The following is a 16,388-nucleotide window of genomic DNA, read 5'->3' as shown; positions in this document are numbered from 1 at the left end:
CTGCAAGCTCAAAGAGTTCAAGCGCATTGCCATGAGAGCCGACAAAACCGACCAAAGCTTCTCCGCCATGATCTATCTCGCAGCCGCCGTCATCAATTCACGATAAATCCCCACAAGCCTTAGAATACATACCGGCAGTATCAAGGTGGATATTTTTCGATGCCGGTAGCCGGCTACTCTTCCCACTGACATTCAAATGTGATCTTCTCCCTCAATAAGAGACGCGAGAAGCGCGTTCAGGGAGGATGTTGAGTCCGTGGAAAGCTCTGCTTTGGCCGCGATCGATGTTGAGCATCTGCAGGTCAGCTACGGCAGTCAGCGGGTGCTGCACGGGGTCAGCCTGTCGGTCGCTCCTGGCGAGTTCATCGCGATTCTGGGTTCGTCCGGCTGTGGGAAGACCACATTGCTACGAACCATCGCCGGATTTCACAAAGCCTCCGGGGGAGCCATCCGGCTGTCCGGCCGCGATGTGGTGAATACGCCGCCCGAGAAGCGCGGTATGGCCATGATGTTCCAGTCCTACGCCCTCTGGCCGCACATGACCGTGCTCGGCAATGTGGGTTACGGGCTCCGTCTCCGCGGCGTGCCGAGGGACGAGATCCGCGCCCGCGTCGCCAGGGTGCTGAAGATGCTTAATCTCTCCGGCCTTGAGGACCGGAGGGTGACGGACCTTTCGGGCGGGCAGCGGCAGCGTGTGGCCCTTGGTCGGGCGCTCGCCATCGAGCCGGAAATCCTGCTGCTCGACGAGCCTCTGTCCAATCTCGACGCCAAGGTGCGGGTCCAGCTTCGGTCAGAGATCAAGACGCTCCAGAAGCGTCTCGGCTTCACGGCGATCCATGTCACGCACGATCGGGAGGAGGCCATGACCATGGCCGACCGGATCGTCGTGATGGATGCCGGCCGCATTGCGCAGGTCGGGGCCCCGAAGGACGTATATGACCATCCCAACTCCCCCTTTGTGGCGAGCTTCATGGGGGCGGAGAACACGCTTAGCCTCGATATCCGGTCTTCCGCTTTCGGCGTCGAGGTCCGCGTCCCTGAAGGCCGCCCGGTCGCCTATGACAAGGAGGTGCCTGTCGGCTCTGTGACGGCCTATTTCCGCGACGATGTCGCGTCCCTTGACGATCCGGATGCGCAAATCGACGGATCGATCATCCTTCCGGGAAAAATCACGCAAAGAACGTATCCGGGAGGACACTACAGGTACGTGGTCGCGGTCGGCGATTGTCACTTCACCGTGACGGACCACCGCTATCACGAGATTGATCGCCCGGTGGGCATGCGCCTGCCGCTGGCATCATTGCACCTGTTCCCTGATACCCAAGCAACGGGAGGAAACCATGCGTAAAGGTCTATTGGCTGCGGGCGTCGCAGCTCTTCTGATGACGGGCGCGGCGCACGCGCAGACGCTCAATGTCGCCACCGCGGGCGACCAGAACATGGTCGACTATATCAAGGATTATCTCGGCCCGCTTTTTGAAAAGAAGAATCCGGGCGTGAAGGTCGTGGCCGTTGGCACCGGCCCGGGCGACGGCGGCTCGCAGAAGATCTACGAGAAGCTCTCGGCCCAGAAGAACGCCAACACGCCCGCGGATTTCGACGTGGTGGTGATCCACCAGAAGGCTGCGGGAACGATGGTGCAGGAGGCCCTGCTGAAGAAGTACCGCGACAGTCTTCCCACAGGAAAGCTGGTGACGCGGGATACGGCGACCAACTCGCTCGGCACCGACGTCTCGGGCTATGTCATGCCGATGTTCCACTCCCAGACGGCGCTGGCCTACAACCCGGATCTCGTCAAGAACCCGCCCAACACCTACGTGGAGTTGCGCGACTGGGTGAAGAAGAACCCGAAGCAGTTCGGTTATAACGGCATCAAGGGCGGCATGTCCGGCGTCGCCTTCGTCACGGGCTGGGTTTCCGCCTTCGGCGGCGATGCGGCAAAGCTCGAGAAGGGCCCCTACGATGCGGCCACCAAGGCGACCTGGGACAAGGCACTGGCCGATCTGAAGGAGTTCAATTCGTATGCCTTGATCACGCCCGGCAACGCCGGCACGCTTGATATGCTCAACCGTGGCGAAATCGCCATGGGACCGGTCTGGGTCGATATGTTTTACACCTGGAAGGCCGACGGCAAGCTTCCGCCGAACATGCGCCTGAAGCTCGTTTCCCCCGGCATGCCCGGTCAGCCAATGTACTACGCGCTTCCTGCGAAGACGCAGCATGAGAAGCTCGCCGCCGACTTCGTGGCGCTTGCGACGAGCCCGGACGTTCAGGCTGAGGGAATCGTGAAGCGGTTCAACTGGTACCCCGGCATCGATGCGAAGAACCTCGAGGGGAAACTGGATCAGTCCGCATGGAACGCGCTCTTCGCCGATATCCCGCCGGAGGCCCTTTCAACGAACGGTAAGCCGTTCCCGATCGCGCCTTACTTCAACGACATCCTCGAAAGCTATGAGAGGAAGGTGGCGAACTAAAGCATCAACACCAAAAGTGGACACCACTTTTGGTGTTGATCCGATGCTCAATCCCTTAAGTGGCGCATCGTCGGGCGCGGAGAACGGGGATCACTTCTCCGCACGATGCGCTAGTTTCGCCTCTCGCGGGTAGCCTGTTCCCCTGGTTACCCGCTTCTTTCCACTCTGTTTTCGGGACATCGTAATAATCCGAGCCATGGCGAAACCTTCATTCTTCGGTCTTCTGCTCATCGCACCCGCCCTCGCGATGATCGGGGCGCTGTTTCTGTATCCCCTCGGATTCTCGCTGGTTTCCGCGTTCACCAACCCGGAGAGCGGCGAGCCGTCGCTCATGCATTTTCAGAAGGCCTACGAGCTTTATTCCACCGATATTCTCTTCACGCTGTTCATTGTCATCGTCTCGACATTGCTGACGGGGATCGCCTCGATCGTCATTGCGGGCATCCTCACCCTGGGCGAGACGCCCTGGCTCGTCGCGGCCCTTCGCAACCTTTACCGCTGGCCGCTCTTCATCCCGTTCATCGTCGCGGCCCAGTGCATGCGAACCTTTCTCGCCAAGAACGGCCTCATGAACAATACCTTCGTGGCGCTCGGCCTGATGGAGCCGATCCAGGCCACGAGCTTCCTCGACTGGCGCGGCATCATCATCACCTTCGTGTGGAAGCAGGTGCCTTTCGTGACGCTGATGCTTGCCGGCGCCATGGCGTCGATCGACCGCGCCACCATCGAGGCCGGACGCAATCTCGGAGCCTCTCGGGTCCGCGTCCTGATCGAACTGGTTCTGCCGCAGGTGATGCAGACGCTCCTTGTCGGTCTGGTTCTGTCCTTCGTCACCATGCTGTCGGTGCTGTCCGTGCCGATGATGGTCGCCGGTTCGCAGCCGACCATGCTGACCGTGGACATGGCTTTCCGCATCAACTCCTACGGTGACTATGCCACGGCCAACGCGCTCGGCGTGATCTCCTATGTCATCGCCGGAACGTTGGCCTGGATCTACCTGCGCTATAACGTCAAGCGTGAGGTGCAGGCATGAGCGGGAAGATGCAGCTCTCCCAAACGGGGACGTATTCCCCAACGGCGCGTGCGGAAGCCCAGTCGCGCAAACCGGCACCTGCCGAGTCCCGAGCCAGATTCTGGACTTTCGGCTTGACGCTGCTCAAGGTCCTGGGGCTTGCCGCCTTCGCGTTCCTCCTGTTCGGCCCGCTTGCCAATCTCGTTCTGTGGTCGGTCGCGGAGCGGTGGTATGCGCCGTTCAAGCTGCCGGTCGCTTATGGCATGCGTTACTGGGAGGTGGTCTTCCGCCCGACGGGCGACGCCATGTCGTCGCTGGTGACGAGCGTCAGCATCGCCTGCCTGACGGTCCTGGTCGCACTCGCGGTGTCGGTTCCGGCGGGATATGCTTTGGCGCGCCTCAGGCTGCCCTGGCGCACGGCTCTGATGATCCTCTTCCTCCTGCCGCAGGCCTTTCCGTCGGTGGCGATCTACATCAACGTCGCCCGCGTCTTTTATGGTCTGGGCTTGACGGGAACGATCCCCGGCGTCGTTCTCGTCCACGCCGCGCACGGTCTGGTCTATTCCGTCTGGATCGCCGCCGCCGCCTTCGCGGCCGTGGACCGGGACCTTGAGCTGGCCGCACGCAACATCGGCGCATCGCCTCTGCGCACGTTCTTCACCATCACGCTGCCGCTGGCTGCGCCTGGCATCATGGCGAGCGCGATCTTCGTCTTCCTGGAATCGCTGGACGAATTCACAGGGACGTTCTTCGTCGGTGTGCCCCAGGTGACGACCCTGCCGCTTCTGCTCTACAATGCGAGCATGGGCGGCAATTACCAGATCGCTTCCATCACGGCGCTCATCCTCCTCGTGCCTTCCGTTCTGTTCATGATCGTCATCGAACGCTTCCTGAAAGCCGACGTGTTGAGCAAGGTCGGCCAGTAAGACGTTAGAAACATCATGCTCAGAATCATCACCTGGAACATTCAATGGGGTCTGGGGATCGACGGAAGCGTCGATCTGAGGCGCCTGATCGACGAGGCACGTGCGCTTGCGGATTTCGATGTGCTCTGCCTTCAGGAGATCTCGGACAACTTTTCCGATCTGAAGGGCAACGACGGACGGAACCAGTTCGCCGAAATCGCAGGTCTGCTGCCGGACTTCACCGCCATTGAGGGCATGGCACTCGATATTCCGGATGGCACAGGAGGCCGGCGCCGGTTCGGGAATATGATTCTCTCCCGTTTCTCCGTGGCACAGGTGCTGCGATACACTCTGCCATGGGAGGCGGCCGCGACCCGCAACGTGCCGCGTCTCCTGCTCGAAGCGGTTGTCGAGACGTCCTCCGGCCCCCTTCGTGTCATGACGACTCATCTGGAATACTCGTCCGACAAGCTGCGGCGCGCGCAGGTCGAAGGCATCCGCGAGGCTCACCGCACCGCCTGTGAGCGCACCGTCACCCTTCGCGAGAATGGCCCCGGCACCTATGCACTGTTCCCCACGACGACATCGGCCGTGCTGACCGGCGATTTCAACATGCGGCCGGACGATCCGGTGAAGCAGCGAGTCTCGGAGACATTCGACAACGGGGTGCCTGCGCTTCTCGACGCATGGCAGGCGGCTCATCCGTCGGAGGCGCACCCAACATCGTTCTGTCTTTACGAGCAGTCGAACGGACCTCCCCATTGCTGTGACTTCGTGTTCGTGACGGAAGATCTCGCACCGAGGATCAGAAGGGTTCACTACGATCAGGAGACGCAGGCCTCCGATCATCAGCCTGTGCTGGTCGAACTCGATATTTGACAGAGCACAGCCTGGCGGATTCCTGACAAAGTGCCGTCAGCGCTCCGCCGATCGGCGCGGCCCGCTGTCGATCTGCTGGCCGATCAATGCAATCGCCTGCTGATAGACCGATGCTGCGTTCCAGGCCTGGATCACCCGGAAATTGGGCTCGCCGGGTTGATATCCCGCGCCTGCACGCCAGCCATGGGCCTTGAGGAAATTGGCTGTCGCGGTCAGGGCATCCGCCGTGTTGTCGAGATTGCCGCCGTTGCCGTAGTTCAGGATGCTCTTGGGCATGAATTGGGTCTGACCGATCTCCCCGTGCATGGAGCCGCGCGCACTGCTTGAGAGCATGCCGCGGTCGATCAGGGTCAGGGTTGCGTAAAGCTGATCTGTGAAGAATTCCGACCGTCGGCAATCATATGCGAGGGTCGCTACGGCCGACAGTGTATGCTGGTTGCCGCGCTGGCTCCCGAAGGCCGTCTCCATGCCCCAGATAGCGATGAGCGGCCCTGGCGGGACGCCGTAGCGCTGCTCGAGATTGGCGAAGAGCGCCGCATTCGATTGCTTGAGCGAGCGCCCGCGCGAGACGATGGCCGAGGCGCCGCGCTTGGCCATGAACTGATCGAGCGACAGCCTGAAACTCTTCTGGCCGCGGTCGGCCCGGATGGTGGCAGTGGCATAATTCGTCGCCATGAGAGCGGAGATGGTTCCCGGACTGATTCCGTTGGCCCTCGCTTCGACGGCGAATTCCCGCTTCCACTCGTCGAAGCCGGCCGCGCTACTACCGCATTGCGCAGCCCTCACCGCGCCGGCCATTCCGAAGAGCGATGTCAAGGCCGTGAAGGCGGCGATCCCGTTTTGCCAGCCCCTCATCATTCCGGTCTCCTCCCACGTCGTTTAACCGGATGAAACGTTGCCGCATCATCCCGGCCAAGTTGAGGCATCATTGTCAAGCTTCGTAACGCTTAGTCGAGATGAACGGTTCCCAAGGCGAAGCCCGTTTTGTCGTGGGTGATCCAGACGGCTCCGTCTCCGAGCATCATCCCCTTGTCCCGGACGAAAACACCCTCGAACGTGGATTTGGCGACCGCCTCCCGGACGGGGGCGTTCATGACGGTCTCTTTCGCAGCGATCAGCTGATCGCTGTTGCGGATGCTGCGCCTGACCCTGCCGGTCACCGCCAGCGGATAATGGGTCACGCGGGAGAGGAGTTCGGCATCCCCGGATCGGAAGGCGGCCTTCACGCGCCTGAAACCATAATAGGCCGCATAGGGATCGAAATTCAGAGCGCGATAGCTGGCCTCGATCTCAGATGTCAGCTTGGGCCGCGAGAATCCGGATTCCGGTGTTCTGACCGGCAGGTCCAGGGAGCGCCGCAGTTCCCGCACGAGGAGGTTCAGCGCTCTGTGGCGGTCGTAGAGTGTCTGGAGTTCCGGTGAGCGCGTCTTGCCGGATCCGGTTGCGAGCGATCCCGTGATCTCCTGTTTGATGGCCTTTGCGTCCGACCCAATGTTGCGCCATTCCCGTGATTCAGCCGCTTCTTCCAATTCCGCGTCGAGCAGATTTCTGGCGATCCAGACTCTTTCCTCGACCTCGGCCAACACTTCCTCATGCGAAGGCCTGAAACCGGGGCCGCGCCCGAGATCGGAGGGCAGGGCCTTCATGGCCTCCTGGGGCTTGGGACCCTTCGGCTCATCGGACGGATACCGCGGATCGATCTTGTAGGTCCGCCCGTAGACCCTGACGAAGAATGGATCTGCCTGAGCCGGAAGAGCGACGAGGAGCGTCAGCAGGCAAGCGAACAGTCCGAGGATTCTGGCGGTCATGCCCGTCATCGCGTCTCCGCTTGATGAGGAAATCGGCCGGCGCATCGCCTACTCCGACTTCAGAGGGTGAAACGGTAGAACGACATGTGGCCAAACTTGCGGCGGCTACAATCGAGCGGCCAGCAGGGGCGTTAACGGACCTTTCGCTTTGTGCTCCGCGACGGCGTCTGCAGGCGATATCGTTGCATGTCGGTGCGGTCGCGGTTCGCGATCTTGTCCTGCCGCTCGCCGGTCAGGACCGCAACGATGTCGTCACGCACCACCGGAAAGATCCGGTAATACTGGTGACTCTGGAAAATCCTGTCTCGGGTCGATGGCGTCGCTGATATCCACTGCGGTGACCTTGTCGCTGATCATCGCCATGTTCTCCGATCCGTCCACACCTAGGCGGGGGCCATTGAACTTGGTCATCGAGCTCAAGGTCGAGAGGATCCAGTCCTTCTGCGTATGATACACGGTCACGCGATTGCCGAGGCGCGGCAGATATCGCAACTCTCTGACGTCGTCGAAGGCATCCTCGTCTTCATCCGCTGCAGCGAGGACGATCTGATCGAAGGTCCGGCGCAGCCGGTTGGGATCGGGCGCCTCGGTTGGCAGGGCTACCAGAGCCGGGAAGGGACGATCCTCGGCATCCATCGCGGGAGCGTCGACCGTGCGAACGTATTCGCGCGGCTCGCCCTGAGGCACCTGCATCAAGGCCTGCACGGCATAGCGGAACGCATAATTCCCCATGCTGTGGCAGATCAGATGCAGCGGCTGGCGGCACATATCCCGGCGGGGAAGATTGTCGATGAAGTCGTAGAGAATGCGCATCGTTCGGGCAATGGCAACGCCAGAGGCCCGCGCAGTACCGCGATCGTGAAAATAGTCATTGTAGGGCAGGGGCGTCGGCAGAGCTGAGCCAATGGAAGGCCAGGTGAACGAGAACACGTTGGCATCGATGCCGTAGAAATTGATGATCGTTGCGGCGCGCTCGATGGCTTCCTTGAAGGTGTTCGAAAAGCCGTGAATTACGACGAAGGTGGGGCGCCCTCCCTCCTGCATGTCCTGCCGCAGTTTTTCGAAGATGTCGCGGCTACCTCGCTGGATCGTCGGTCCGAAGAGTTGTTCCGGTGCGACATAGAGCGAGCCCGGAACGAAGCTGGAATTCGTTGCGGTGACACTCGCCTCTGCGCTGCCGAACCTCACCGCCGTGCCATCGATGGGTCCGGGCTCCGAACCGAAATCGATGATCGCAGCGCCGCTCGCGTCGGTGAGCGGCATGCGATTGGTCGCGAAATAGACCGTCACATTCTGCGCCATGGCCTGTCTCTCCACCCAAGGGTAGCGTCTCACGACCAAGGCTGTGAGTCATCCAGCCGGCGCTGAGACAGCGCCGGCTGGCAATGGCTCACTCGGGTGAAGCTAGTTCACTTTGCGCAGGACGGCGTTGCCATCCTCCAGAATCCGCTGCGCCGCGTCGTTGATCGAGATCTGACCGAAGGCGACCTGATCGGCCACCTTACGCATGACATTGTTGTCGAACTCGACGGCTCCGATGGGCACCGGCGGAGGATAATCGCTCACCTTGTCGGCGAGGAGATTGACGTAATCCACGGTCGCGCGCTCGACCTCGTTGAGGTTGGGCAGGATGGCCTCGCGCACCTTAGGCGACATCGGCACACCGCGTTCGACACCGAGAATCTTACCCGCTTCGATGTCGTTGACGAAGAAGCTAATGAAGGCTGCCGCCTTGTCCGGATTCTTGCTTGTGGACCCAATGCTCCAGATGAGAGCCGGACGGTAATAGTGACCGGATTTCGTGCCGGGTCCGGACGACGGCACCATCGTGATCCCAAGCTTGTTCTTGGTGAGAAGCTGATAGCCGATGAGCTGGTTCGAATAGGTGAGACCCATGGCCGATTTGCCAAGAGCCAGCGAGTTCCGCTCGATCTGGTTCTGGTCCAGCGTCTGCACATCGGCCGGAACGCAGCCGTTGCGCTTGCGCAGATCTTCCCAGTAGCTGAACCACTCCTTTGCGTCGTCCATGGTGAAACCGAGCTTGGCATCCTCCGTGTAAAGGCGCTTGCCGCGCTGGCGCAGCCAGACGTCGAACACGTAATGATACCGGGCGCCGTAGGGAGCCCCCCAGTAATCGGGACGTCCGACCGCCTTGGTGAGATCGACTGCCATGTCGGCAAACTGCTTCCAGGTGGTCTCGTGGGTCGGCGGCTTGATGCCGGCCTTCTCGAAGACCGTCTGGTCGTAGAAGAGGGAGAATGAATTGAGGCCCAGTGCAACGCCGTAGATCTTGCCGTTTGCCCGGCAGAGGTCGACCATCTTTTCGCCGAAGCTGGAGATGTCGAGTTGCTTGCCAACGAAGTCGTCCATGGGCTTTGCGGCACCGCGCCCGGCATAATCGGCGAGACTGCTTGGTTCCAACTGGAATACGTCGGCAATGTTGCGTCCCGCCATCTGGGTGCCGATCTTCGCCCAGTAATCGGCGCCGACAGGTTCACCGGCGATCTCGATGCCGGTGCGTTCAGTGAATAGCTTGCCCACGTCGGTGGTGCGCCTTGCCCGGTCGGGGGACCCCCACCAAGTGGCACGCAGCTTCACGGCCTCTCCTTGAGCCCAGCTCATGCCAGGCGCATTGACGGCGGCGGCCCCGCCGAGCGCCAGAGCGGATTTCAGTAAGGTACGACGATTAAGATCAGTCTTCATGGCTTCCTCCCATTCGCTTCTCACATCATTCTTCGCGAGGGAGCGAGAAGCACGCTCCTCGACGAGTGTTGTTATAGAAGTCAGGTCGCGCTGGCCGGGCGGTCCCGCACCTCTTTCAACATTTGACAAAATACGGCTGCATCGACCCGGAACTGTTCGGGGCTGTCGTCCCGGACGAATTCCAGCATCGCGAAACGGTCTCTGGGCCAGCGCGTCGCCGGCGCTTCGGTCAGGATCCTATCCCAGTACGCCCGCTGAGCGGCCAACGGATAACGCTTCTTCTCGCTGTCCCATGCGAAAACATGGACATGCGATGTCTCAGTTCCGATCGCGCGACTCTCATCGAGAGCGTCCTCAAGAGGCAGGCCGGGACGCGGCTGCCAGTAGAGAAACGTGTTGGGATCGCCGATCTCCTTGATGAGCCGCTGGCTCGAGGCGAGAGCGTCCGTCAGGGAATTTGGGTGATATTCGAGGGAGAGCGTGATGGACGCATCATCCGCCAGCCGGGCCATGCGCCGGATCAGCGAGACGGTGTGCTGACGCTCCTCCGCAGAATAGGTCACGGAATCGCGGTTGCGGTGTCCCGGCCAGATGCGGATGTTCGGCGCGCCGAGAGCCTGTGCTGTTTCGAGGACAACGGCGAAGGCGGCCTCATTGTCGCTTGGCGGTGCAATGTAGGACCCGTATGAGATGACGGAGAGATCCGCATCTTCGGTCATGTGCCGGACGCGACGTGCGAGGTCGAATTGACCGGGAGGAACGTGAACGTCGCCCGCCCATTCGATCCCCTCGATGCCGCACTCCGCGGCAAGCTCGACGATGGCCTCAGGCGCGAGCTCGCGGAATGTGACAGAGCACAGGCCGGGCCGGAACGACGTCATGCCATTGTCTCCAGCGCGCTTGCGGTGATGGCGGAGCGCAAGGGAAGCCCTCTGACAAACCGCTCGATCTCCTCGACGATGAACTCGCCAAGCCGCTCCCGTTCATTGCCGATGGCGCCGGCAATATGAGGCGTGAGAAAGACGTTCGGAAGATCGTAGAGGGCAGAGGATGCCTCCGGGACTTCCGGATAGGTAACATCGATGATCGCATCGATGCGGCCCGTGCGCAGCTCGTCGATCAGGTCGTCCTGATTGACGATGATGCCTCGTGCCGTGTTGATGAGCGTGGCTCCATCACGCATGAGCGCCAGATGTCTGCGGTCGATCATCCCTTGAGTCGACGGCAGGGCAGGAGCATGAATTGAGACCACACCCGAGAGTCGCATCAACTCGTCCAGCGAAACGCTCTCCGCGCCGAGAGCCGCAGCCTCTCGAGCACTGACATACGGATCATGAAGAACGACCCTGAAGTCGAACGGCTCCAGAAGATCGATGACGCGGCGTCCGATGCGCGAGGCCCCGACAATGCCGATCGTACGCTTGAAATTTCCAACCGGTTGCGAGGTTAGGGGAAAGGTCCGGTTGCGGTTCCTGTCCGAGCAGTAGATGTCGCGAAAGCGGAAGACCTGCTTGTTGGCGAAGATGATGGCCGCGAGCGTGAACTCGGCGACGGGGACGGCATTCGCCTCGGCGGCGTGAGTCACCGTGATCCCCGCATCCAGCACATCCGGCGACAGGAACCCTTTGACGGTGCCCGCCGCATGGGCGATCAGCTTCAGCTTCGGCGCCAATTCCAGAATGTCTCGTCCGATGGCAGGACAACCCCAGCCGGTGATGAGGATCTCTGCCTGGCGCAGCACAGCGGGTCCTGACCCTTGCGTGAACGACCGGAGGGGATTCGGGGCAAGGATGGTGCATAACCGTTCAAGCCGGTTCAGCAACTCTGGCGTGAGGACACCCTCCGTCCGGGTGGGGTCCATGGCGAGCGCGACGTTATAGGGGCGGGTCACGGTGCCATCCTCCAGGCGAGAGCACCGACGCGCTGGCTGCCTCGTGAAAAGAGAGCCTCGAGCTTGTCGATTCTCGGTGCGGTTGGAATGTCTTTCCAGATCCTTGTCACATTTGCCGGGTCGGGCAGGGCGACCGCCGCCGTCGTTAAAACCGTTTCCCCGCTCGGGATTTCGCCACGGAGCTGAGGCACGAATGTCTTCGGATACAGCAGGTTGGTATTGGGAGGAGCTTTCACTGCGATACCACGACGCTCGATCGTCGATCCCAGATCGGTGATGCCGCTGATATCGGTCGCACCGATGACCAGCGCAGTGCCGCTCCGCTCGTCGATCCGTTCCAGCATCCGGTATGCGTCCGTCCGTGGAATGGCGAAACCGCCTTCAGCAGTAGCCAGCGGACGAGGCGTTCTGATCCTATGGATACGGATATGCCATGGAGAAGCCGGGAGGAGCCACGTTTCCACCTCGACATCGGACCAGGGGCGCCATCGGGCATAGAGGGCACTCCCGGCTATGCGCGCCTCGTCATTGGTCTCGCGCACCCGGAAATGCCGGCCATCGTCGCTGAAGGCCAGTATCCCGTCGAGGGCCGCTCCCTCGAAGATGCGCTCATCGCTCTCGACGCTGAAGGCATAGCGGGAGGAATAGACGAACTTGGCATATTTCTCACTGCCGAACCGCATCTGGAGATTTTCCTGACCGGACGACAAGGCGATGACGTTCCCAGGTGTATGCATCATCACCATGCCCGGCTGCGGCTGAGGGGATGGCTCGGAGAACACGGGAGCTGGCGCTTCCTCCGTCGTCCAGAACGGGTGTGTCGCGGGCAGCGCAAGCGGCAGGAAGGCCTTGAAGGCCCAATAGGGAGAGCCTGCCGAATTGTAATTCTCCGACATCAATAGATTGGCGTAGCCAAATCCGACGGTGAGCACGCCGCTCCGGTCGGTAATGGGAAGCTTCGCCCACCAGCGCAGGTGGCGGAGATAATAGCCCTTCACCTCACCCCAGGGCAGCGCCTCCTCGTCCGCAAAAGCCAGCGCCGCCCAGAAACCGGCGCAGGCGAAGCGGTAGGTCATGCTGCGGCCGAAGACGAGGGTGCCGCCGTCATCCGCGAACCAGTGCCGGATATTCGGCGCGAACAGGCGCGCCCATTCACGGAACCGACGCTTCCGCCCCTCGTCCGTTGTCGCGAGGGCTGCGTAGATCAGCCCGTAGAAATGCATCGCAAACGGGATGTAGTGGTCGACGCGAGGAACATTGCCATCGCGGTACCAGCCGTCGCCGAGATAGAACGCCTCCAGTTCCCGAAGATATTGCTCGGTGAGCGTGCGGTCGAAGTCGATGCCGACCCGCTCGAGGCCGAGATCGATCATCACCCGGAAGAATTTCCAGTTGTTGTCGGCGAACTGGTGAGGGCGAGCCTCCAGCAGATAGGTCGCGACGTTTCTTCGCGCCGTCTCATCGAGAGGATCCCAAAGATGTTCCGGCACTAAGCGGAGCGCAAAGCTGAGCGCTGCCAGCTCCACCATCCTCTGGTCGCGGTCGGTGACCTTGCCCCAATACTCGGGATGCTCGGGATCGGTCCCGTTCGCGAGGCCCTTCGCGTAGAGCGGCCAATGGGGGAAGTCTCCACCGCCGGCGGCATAGGGCACCAAGCCCCAGAGCGGCCGTGCAAAGCCTTCCAAATCCGCTGCCGCCTGATCGAAATGGGCCGCCGTGGCACTGAGGCTCACACGCGCGCCTCCTTCCGAGAAGGCAGGCAGAAGCGGATTGAAGAGATCCAGAAGCGCCTTTTCGACATCTTCTCTGGTTTTGAGCGGGTTGCCGGCGAGAGGATTGGCATGAGCAGGGGCATAGGTCATGCCGAGAGCACTCCATCTTCGATCTGCTTGGATTGCGCCTGCACCGTTGCGCCCTCGACCAGCTTGACGGCCAGTTCCACCTTGCGCGGCCCGGCACTGGGATCGGCGATGCGTCGCTGCATGAGGTAATAGGCCTCTTGCCCGATCGCCTCCCGATCGACATGCATGGTTGTCAGGCGCGGCATGGTCATGGATGCGCAGGGGAGGTCGTCAAACCCCATTACGGCGAAATCCTGAGGAATCGAGAGATGATGATTGGTGACGGCTTCCATGACGCCAATGGCCATCATATCGTTCATGCAGAAAGCCGCGGTGAAACCCTGGTCCTCAAGGAGGATCGCCTCCATCGCTTCGCAGGCCGCCATACTGGTCCGCGATGAAGATGAGGGCAACTGGACGATACGCGTTCTCACGCCGTGCTTCGCAGCCGCCGACTCAAAGCCGCGGATGCGCTCCCGGATGGTGTGCCGGTGAGACATCGTGAAATGAAGGATGTTCCGGTGGCCTGTAGCAATGAGATGCTCGGTCGCAAGCCGCGCTCCGTAGAAGTTGGCCGGTGACACGCAGTCGAATTGAAGATCGGGATCGTTTCCGTTGACCCAGACAGTCGGGATATTGGACTCTCTGAGCCAGCCACAGAGATCTTCCGGTGGATCAATGCCGACAAGGAAGATGCCCGTCGCTTCGGTTTCCGACAGGGTTTGCTTTAGCTCGGATATTTTCAGGGAAGAGGATCGAACCAGTCGCGGCAGGAGCATTCCACCCGAACGGCCGGCAGCGCCCCGCAGGCCACTGAGAATCCCCTCATAGAAGACGCCTAGTCCTCCTGTTGCCTGATCGACCGAGATGACAGCGACCGACCGTTGGTTCTGCGGTTGAGCACTCGGCACCGGGCGGACATTGTAACCGAGCTCCGAGGCAATCCGGATCACTTCGTCTCGGACATTCGTGCTGATGCCGGGTTCGTTCGCGAGGACACGCGATACGGTGCTCACGGAAACGCCGGCGAAGCGGGCGATATCCGTCTGTCGCGGGCGACGGCTGAGGCTAACTCTCGTCATATCCTCCCCACTGTTTTTCTTCATTGCATAGATTTGTTGCGCAGTAGGCGGTCAGTTGCAATCCTCATGCAAATGCAAATTTTTGCATTGCTAGATTTGAGATTGCACCGCGGCTGCGCTTGTCTCGAGGAGATGATCCTGAGCGAAGCGATAAGCGGCTAGCCCCGCACCCGGCCGACCTGAGTTCCGATCAAGGCAGCTGAGACAATCGCAAGGCAGCCCAGGATGAGGGAGAGTGTCGGGACGATGCCGAAGTAGAGATAATCGGCGACGGAAGAGAAGACGATCACGACATAGCTGAGAGGGGCGAGGATGCTTGCCTCGGCTAGTTGATGAGAGCGGAGGAAGCAGAACTGGCCGACTTGGGCGAGCACGCCAATGATGAGGAAGGCGGGCAGATCGCTCAAACCCGGGGGAACCCAAACGAGTGCCGCCGGGATGGCAGTCAGAATGGCAAGGCCAAGAGCGTGAAACACCATCAGGACGACGGCGTGTTCGCCGGTGAGGCGACGGGTCTGGACGACGCTGAGGGAGCCGAACAGGACCATGCCCAGGGCCGCCAGCAGGCCCCAGTCCCAGCTCATCGATCCGGGCTTCACGATGAACAGCACGCTGACGAAGCAGATGGCGGACGATATCCAGTGCCGCCGCAGGATGCGCTCTCCCAACATGACCGCAGCAAGCCCCAGAATGACGAACGGACGAGTGAAGCCGATCACAGTCACGAGGGTCAGGGGCAGGGCGGCCGTGGCCGCATAATTGCAGCACAGAGCCACCGTGCCGCACAGCACCCGACCGACATGCCCCTTCACCCGCTGGGTATTGAAGACCTCGATGCGGTAACGCCAGACGAGCGGCGCAATAAGCAAAATACCGACGACGGCACGGAAGAAAACGAGCTGGATCGCGGGAAAGGTTGCGCCAGCCTGCTTGATGACACCCATCGAGATGACGACGAGCACCATGTCCACCAAGGCAAAGACCGCCCCCTGTCGGTTGGCGACATGCCGGTCCTTGACATCGGTTGGAGGCATCATGACGGAGGAGGGCCTGATTTAGGCAGGCCTGACATGGAGTAGGCTGCTGGGGCAGTCTCGTTCGATGCCGTTAATATCAGCTTATCGGCTGCAAGAGGCGGCCAATAGAGGCATGCGGACTTGCTCCGGTCCCCCGGGCCCGAGAAGATGGCTACCGCCGCTCGATCACCGTATATTCCGCGTCGATCACGTCATCCTGAGGACGAGACTGGGTCCGGTTCTGCGGGCGAGGGCGGACCTGACGCACACGCCGGCGAAGGTAGAAATACATGGCCGCGCCGCCGGCAAGCATCAGGGGGAGCAAGACAAAGAGGCCGATCAGCATCATTGCCAATAGGGCAATGCCCGCCGCAGCCACGGCCAAAATTCTCACCAGAATGGTCAGAATGCCACCGGAACGGGTGGTCATCATTCGTGTCCTAAAAACCGCGTAGTCCAAAATGGATCTTCCAATTGCGGGAGCGCTCGTCGGCGCAAGAGCAAGAGAGGTGTCCGACATCGCGAGCGGCGCCCCGCTCGCCAGAGGGGCCCGGACCCCTAGGCCACGCTAATGTGGGCGGAGAATTGGGCGGATGCAAGGCCGAGGACAATAGTCAGAAGCAGATTGGAGTGGAACGCATTCTGGACCTCTGAGAGTCTGACTCAGAAAGACCGTTCTGGTTTCAGGGCCTTACAAGCCTTCTGGTCAGTATCCGGATATGGGCGATGAAGACCCAGGCCACCGCGCTCTCAATGGAGGCTTCGAAGTCCTTGGCC

16 protein-coding genes and 1 pseudogene are annotated in these 16,388 nt (G+C 61.1%); 5 read left to right on the top strand and 12 right to left on the bottom strand.

Annotation, left to right across the window (positions count from 1 at the left end):
* Window positions 1–256: 256 nt before the first annotated feature.
* The 5 genes from ACS5Q1_RS39435 (at window position 257) to ACS5Q1_RS39415 (ending at window position 5,270) form a co-directional block, all read left to right on the top strand.
* Window positions 257–1,348, top strand: coding sequence for an ABC transporter ATP-binding protein (locus ACS5Q1_RS39435; RefSeq protein WP_473103352.1), 1,092 nt, complete (start codon window positions 257–259; stop codon window positions 1,346–1,348).
* Window positions 1,341–2,474, top strand: coding sequence for an ABC transporter substrate-binding protein (locus ACS5Q1_RS39430; protein WP_246776832.1), 1,134 nt, complete (start codon window positions 1,341–1,343; stop codon window positions 2,472–2,474). The genes ACS5Q1_RS39435 and ACS5Q1_RS39430 overlap by 8 nt, the downstream gene beginning before the upstream one ends.
* A gap of 196 nt (window positions 2,475–2,670) precedes the next feature.
* Entirely contained in the window at window positions 2,671–3,507 is an 837-nt protein-coding gene (locus tag ACS5Q1_RS39425; protein WP_473103351.1) for an ABC transporter permease, read from the top strand.
* Between the two features lie 113 nt (window positions 3,508–3,620).
* Window positions 3,621–4,412, top strand: a complete 792-nt coding sequence (locus ACS5Q1_RS39420; protein WP_473103350.1) for an ABC transporter permease — start codon at window positions 3,621–3,623, stop codon at window positions 4,410–4,412.
* Window positions 4,413–4,427: 15 nt separating this feature from the next.
* On the top strand, window positions 4,428–5,270 hold the full coding sequence (locus ACS5Q1_RS39415; protein WP_473103349.1) for an endonuclease/exonuclease/phosphatase family protein: 843 nt from the start codon (window positions 4,428–4,430) through the stop codon (window positions 5,268–5,270).
* 36 nt (window positions 5,271–5,306) lie between these two features.
* Here ACS5Q1_RS39415 and ACS5Q1_RS39410 read toward each other — a convergent pair whose 3' ends face one another.
* The 12 genes and pseudogenes from ACS5Q1_RS39410 to ACS5Q1_RS39355 all read right to left on the bottom strand — a co-directional run.
* Window positions 5,307–6,128: a lytic murein transglycosylase gene (locus ACS5Q1_RS39410; protein ID WP_473103348.1), complete on the bottom strand. Its 822-nt coding sequence runs from the start codon at window positions 6,126–6,128 to the stop codon at window positions 5,307–5,309.
* 89 nt (window positions 6,129–6,217) lie between these two features.
* Window positions 6,218–7,087, bottom strand: a complete 870-nt coding sequence (locus ACS5Q1_RS39405; protein ID WP_473103347.1) for a hypothetical protein — start codon at window positions 7,085–7,087, stop codon at window positions 6,218–6,220.
* 122 nt (window positions 7,088–7,209) lie between these two features.
* Window positions 7,210–7,338 (bottom strand): hypothetical protein, encoded by a 129-nt coding sequence (locus ACS5Q1_RS39400; protein WP_473103346.1) that lies wholly within the window; start codon window positions 7,336–7,338, stop codon window positions 7,210–7,212.
* Window positions 7,331–8,380 carry an alpha/beta fold hydrolase gene (locus ACS5Q1_RS39395; RefSeq protein WP_473103345.1) on the bottom strand — a complete coding sequence of 350 codons (1,050 nt, stop codon included), beginning with the start codon at window positions 8,378–8,380 and terminating at the stop codon, window positions 7,331–7,333. Before ACS5Q1_RS39395 ends, ACS5Q1_RS39400 begins: the two co-directional genes overlap by 8 nt.
* A 102-nt stretch (window positions 8,381–8,482) precedes the next feature.
* Window positions 8,483–9,781: an ABC transporter substrate-binding protein gene (locus ACS5Q1_RS39390; protein WP_473103344.1), complete on the bottom strand. Its 1,299-nt coding sequence runs from the start codon at window positions 9,779–9,781 to the stop codon at window positions 8,483–8,485.
* An 80-nt stretch (window positions 9,782–9,861) separates the two neighbouring features.
* Window positions 9,862–10,662, bottom strand: coding sequence for a sugar phosphate isomerase/epimerase family protein (locus tag ACS5Q1_RS39385; RefSeq protein ID WP_473103343.1), 801 nt, complete (start codon window positions 10,660–10,662; stop codon window positions 9,862–9,864).
* On the bottom strand, window positions 10,659–11,642 hold the full coding sequence (locus ACS5Q1_RS39380; RefSeq protein ID WP_473103353.1) for a hydroxyacid dehydrogenase: 984 nt from the start codon (window positions 11,640–11,642) through the stop codon (window positions 10,659–10,661). Before ACS5Q1_RS39380 ends, ACS5Q1_RS39385 begins: the two co-directional genes overlap by 4 nt.
* 26 nt (window positions 11,643–11,668) lie before the next feature.
* Window positions 11,669–13,534, bottom strand: coding sequence for a DUF2264 domain-containing protein (locus ACS5Q1_RS39375; RefSeq protein ID WP_473103342.1), 1,866 nt, complete (start codon window positions 13,532–13,534; stop codon window positions 11,669–11,671).
* Window positions 13,531–14,595 carry a LacI family DNA-binding transcriptional regulator gene (locus ACS5Q1_RS39370; protein ID WP_473103341.1) on the bottom strand — a complete coding sequence of 355 codons (1,065 nt, stop codon included), beginning with the start codon at window positions 14,593–14,595 and terminating at the stop codon, window positions 13,531–13,533. The genes ACS5Q1_RS39375 and ACS5Q1_RS39370 overlap by 4 nt, the downstream gene beginning before the upstream one ends.
* Before the next feature lie 158 nt (window positions 14,596–14,753).
* Window positions 14,754–15,632, bottom strand: coding sequence for a DMT family transporter (locus tag ACS5Q1_RS39365; protein WP_473103340.1), 879 nt, complete (start codon window positions 15,630–15,632; stop codon window positions 14,754–14,756).
* A gap of 151 nt (window positions 15,633–15,783) precedes the next feature.
* On the bottom strand, window positions 15,784–16,044 hold the full coding sequence (locus ACS5Q1_RS39360) for a hypothetical protein (RefSeq protein WP_473103339.1): 261 nt from the start codon (window positions 16,042–16,044) through the stop codon (window positions 15,784–15,786).
* Window positions 16,045–16,294: 250 nt separating this feature from the next.
* A pseudogene (locus tag ACS5Q1_RS39355) lies at window positions 16,295–16,388 on the bottom strand (IS5/IS1182 family transposase); the annotation flags it as partial.

The sequence above is a fragment of the Microvirga sp. GN3 genome, from assembly GCF_055792825.1.
Note: the sequence above shows the minus strand (reverse complement) of the source record. Positions and strands in the feature narration are given on the sequence as shown.

Excerpts from the sequence above, each read along its gene's own strand:
- ACS5Q1_RS39430 (WP_246776832.1), top strand. The coding sequence starts at position 1,341 with ATGCGTAAAGGTCTATTGGCTGCGGGCGTCGCAGCTCTTCTGATGACG.
- ACS5Q1_RS39425 (WP_473103351.1), top strand. The coding sequence starts at position 2,671 with ATGGCGAAACCTTCATTCTTCGGTCTTCTGCTCATCGCACCCGCCCTC.
- ACS5Q1_RS39415 (WP_473103349.1), top strand. The coding sequence starts at position 4,428 with ATGCTCAGAATCATCACCTGGAACATTCAATGGGGTCTGGGGATCGAC.
- ACS5Q1_RS39410 (WP_473103348.1), bottom strand. The coding sequence starts at position 6,128 with ATGATGAGGGGCTGGCAAAACGGGATCGCCGCCTTCACGGCCTTGACA.
- ACS5Q1_RS39405 (WP_473103347.1), bottom strand. The coding sequence starts at position 7,087 with ATGACGGGCATGACCGCCAGAATCCTCGGACTGTTCGCTTGCCTGCTG.
- ACS5Q1_RS39395 (WP_473103345.1), bottom strand. The coding sequence starts at position 8,380 with ATGGCGCAGAATGTGACGGTCTATTTCGCGACCAATCGCATGCCGCTC.
- ACS5Q1_RS39390 (WP_473103344.1), bottom strand. The coding sequence starts at position 9,781 with ATGAAGACTGATCTTAATCGTCGTACCTTACTGAAATCCGCTCTGGCG.
- ACS5Q1_RS39385 (WP_473103343.1), bottom strand. The coding sequence starts at position 10,662 with ATGACGTCGTTCCGGCCCGGCCTGTGCTCTGTCACATTCCGCGAGCTC.
- ACS5Q1_RS39380 (WP_473103353.1), bottom strand. The coding sequence starts at position 11,642 with ATGGACCCCACCCGGACGGAGGGTGTCCTCACGCCAGAGTTGCTGAAC.
- ACS5Q1_RS39375 (WP_473103342.1), bottom strand. The coding sequence starts at position 13,534 with ATGACCTATGCCCCTGCTCATGCCAATCCTCTCGCCGGCAACCCGCTC.
- ACS5Q1_RS39370 (WP_473103341.1), bottom strand. The coding sequence starts at position 14,595 with ATGACGAGAGTTAGCCTCAGCCGTCGCCCGCGACAGACGGATATCGCC.
- ACS5Q1_RS39365 (WP_473103340.1), bottom strand. The coding sequence starts at position 15,632 with ATGATGCCTCCAACCGATGTCAAGGACCGGCATGTCGCCAACCGACAG.
- ACS5Q1_RS39360 (WP_473103339.1), bottom strand. The coding sequence starts at position 16,044 with ATGATGACCACCCGTTCCGGTGGCATTCTGACCATTCTGGTGAGAATT.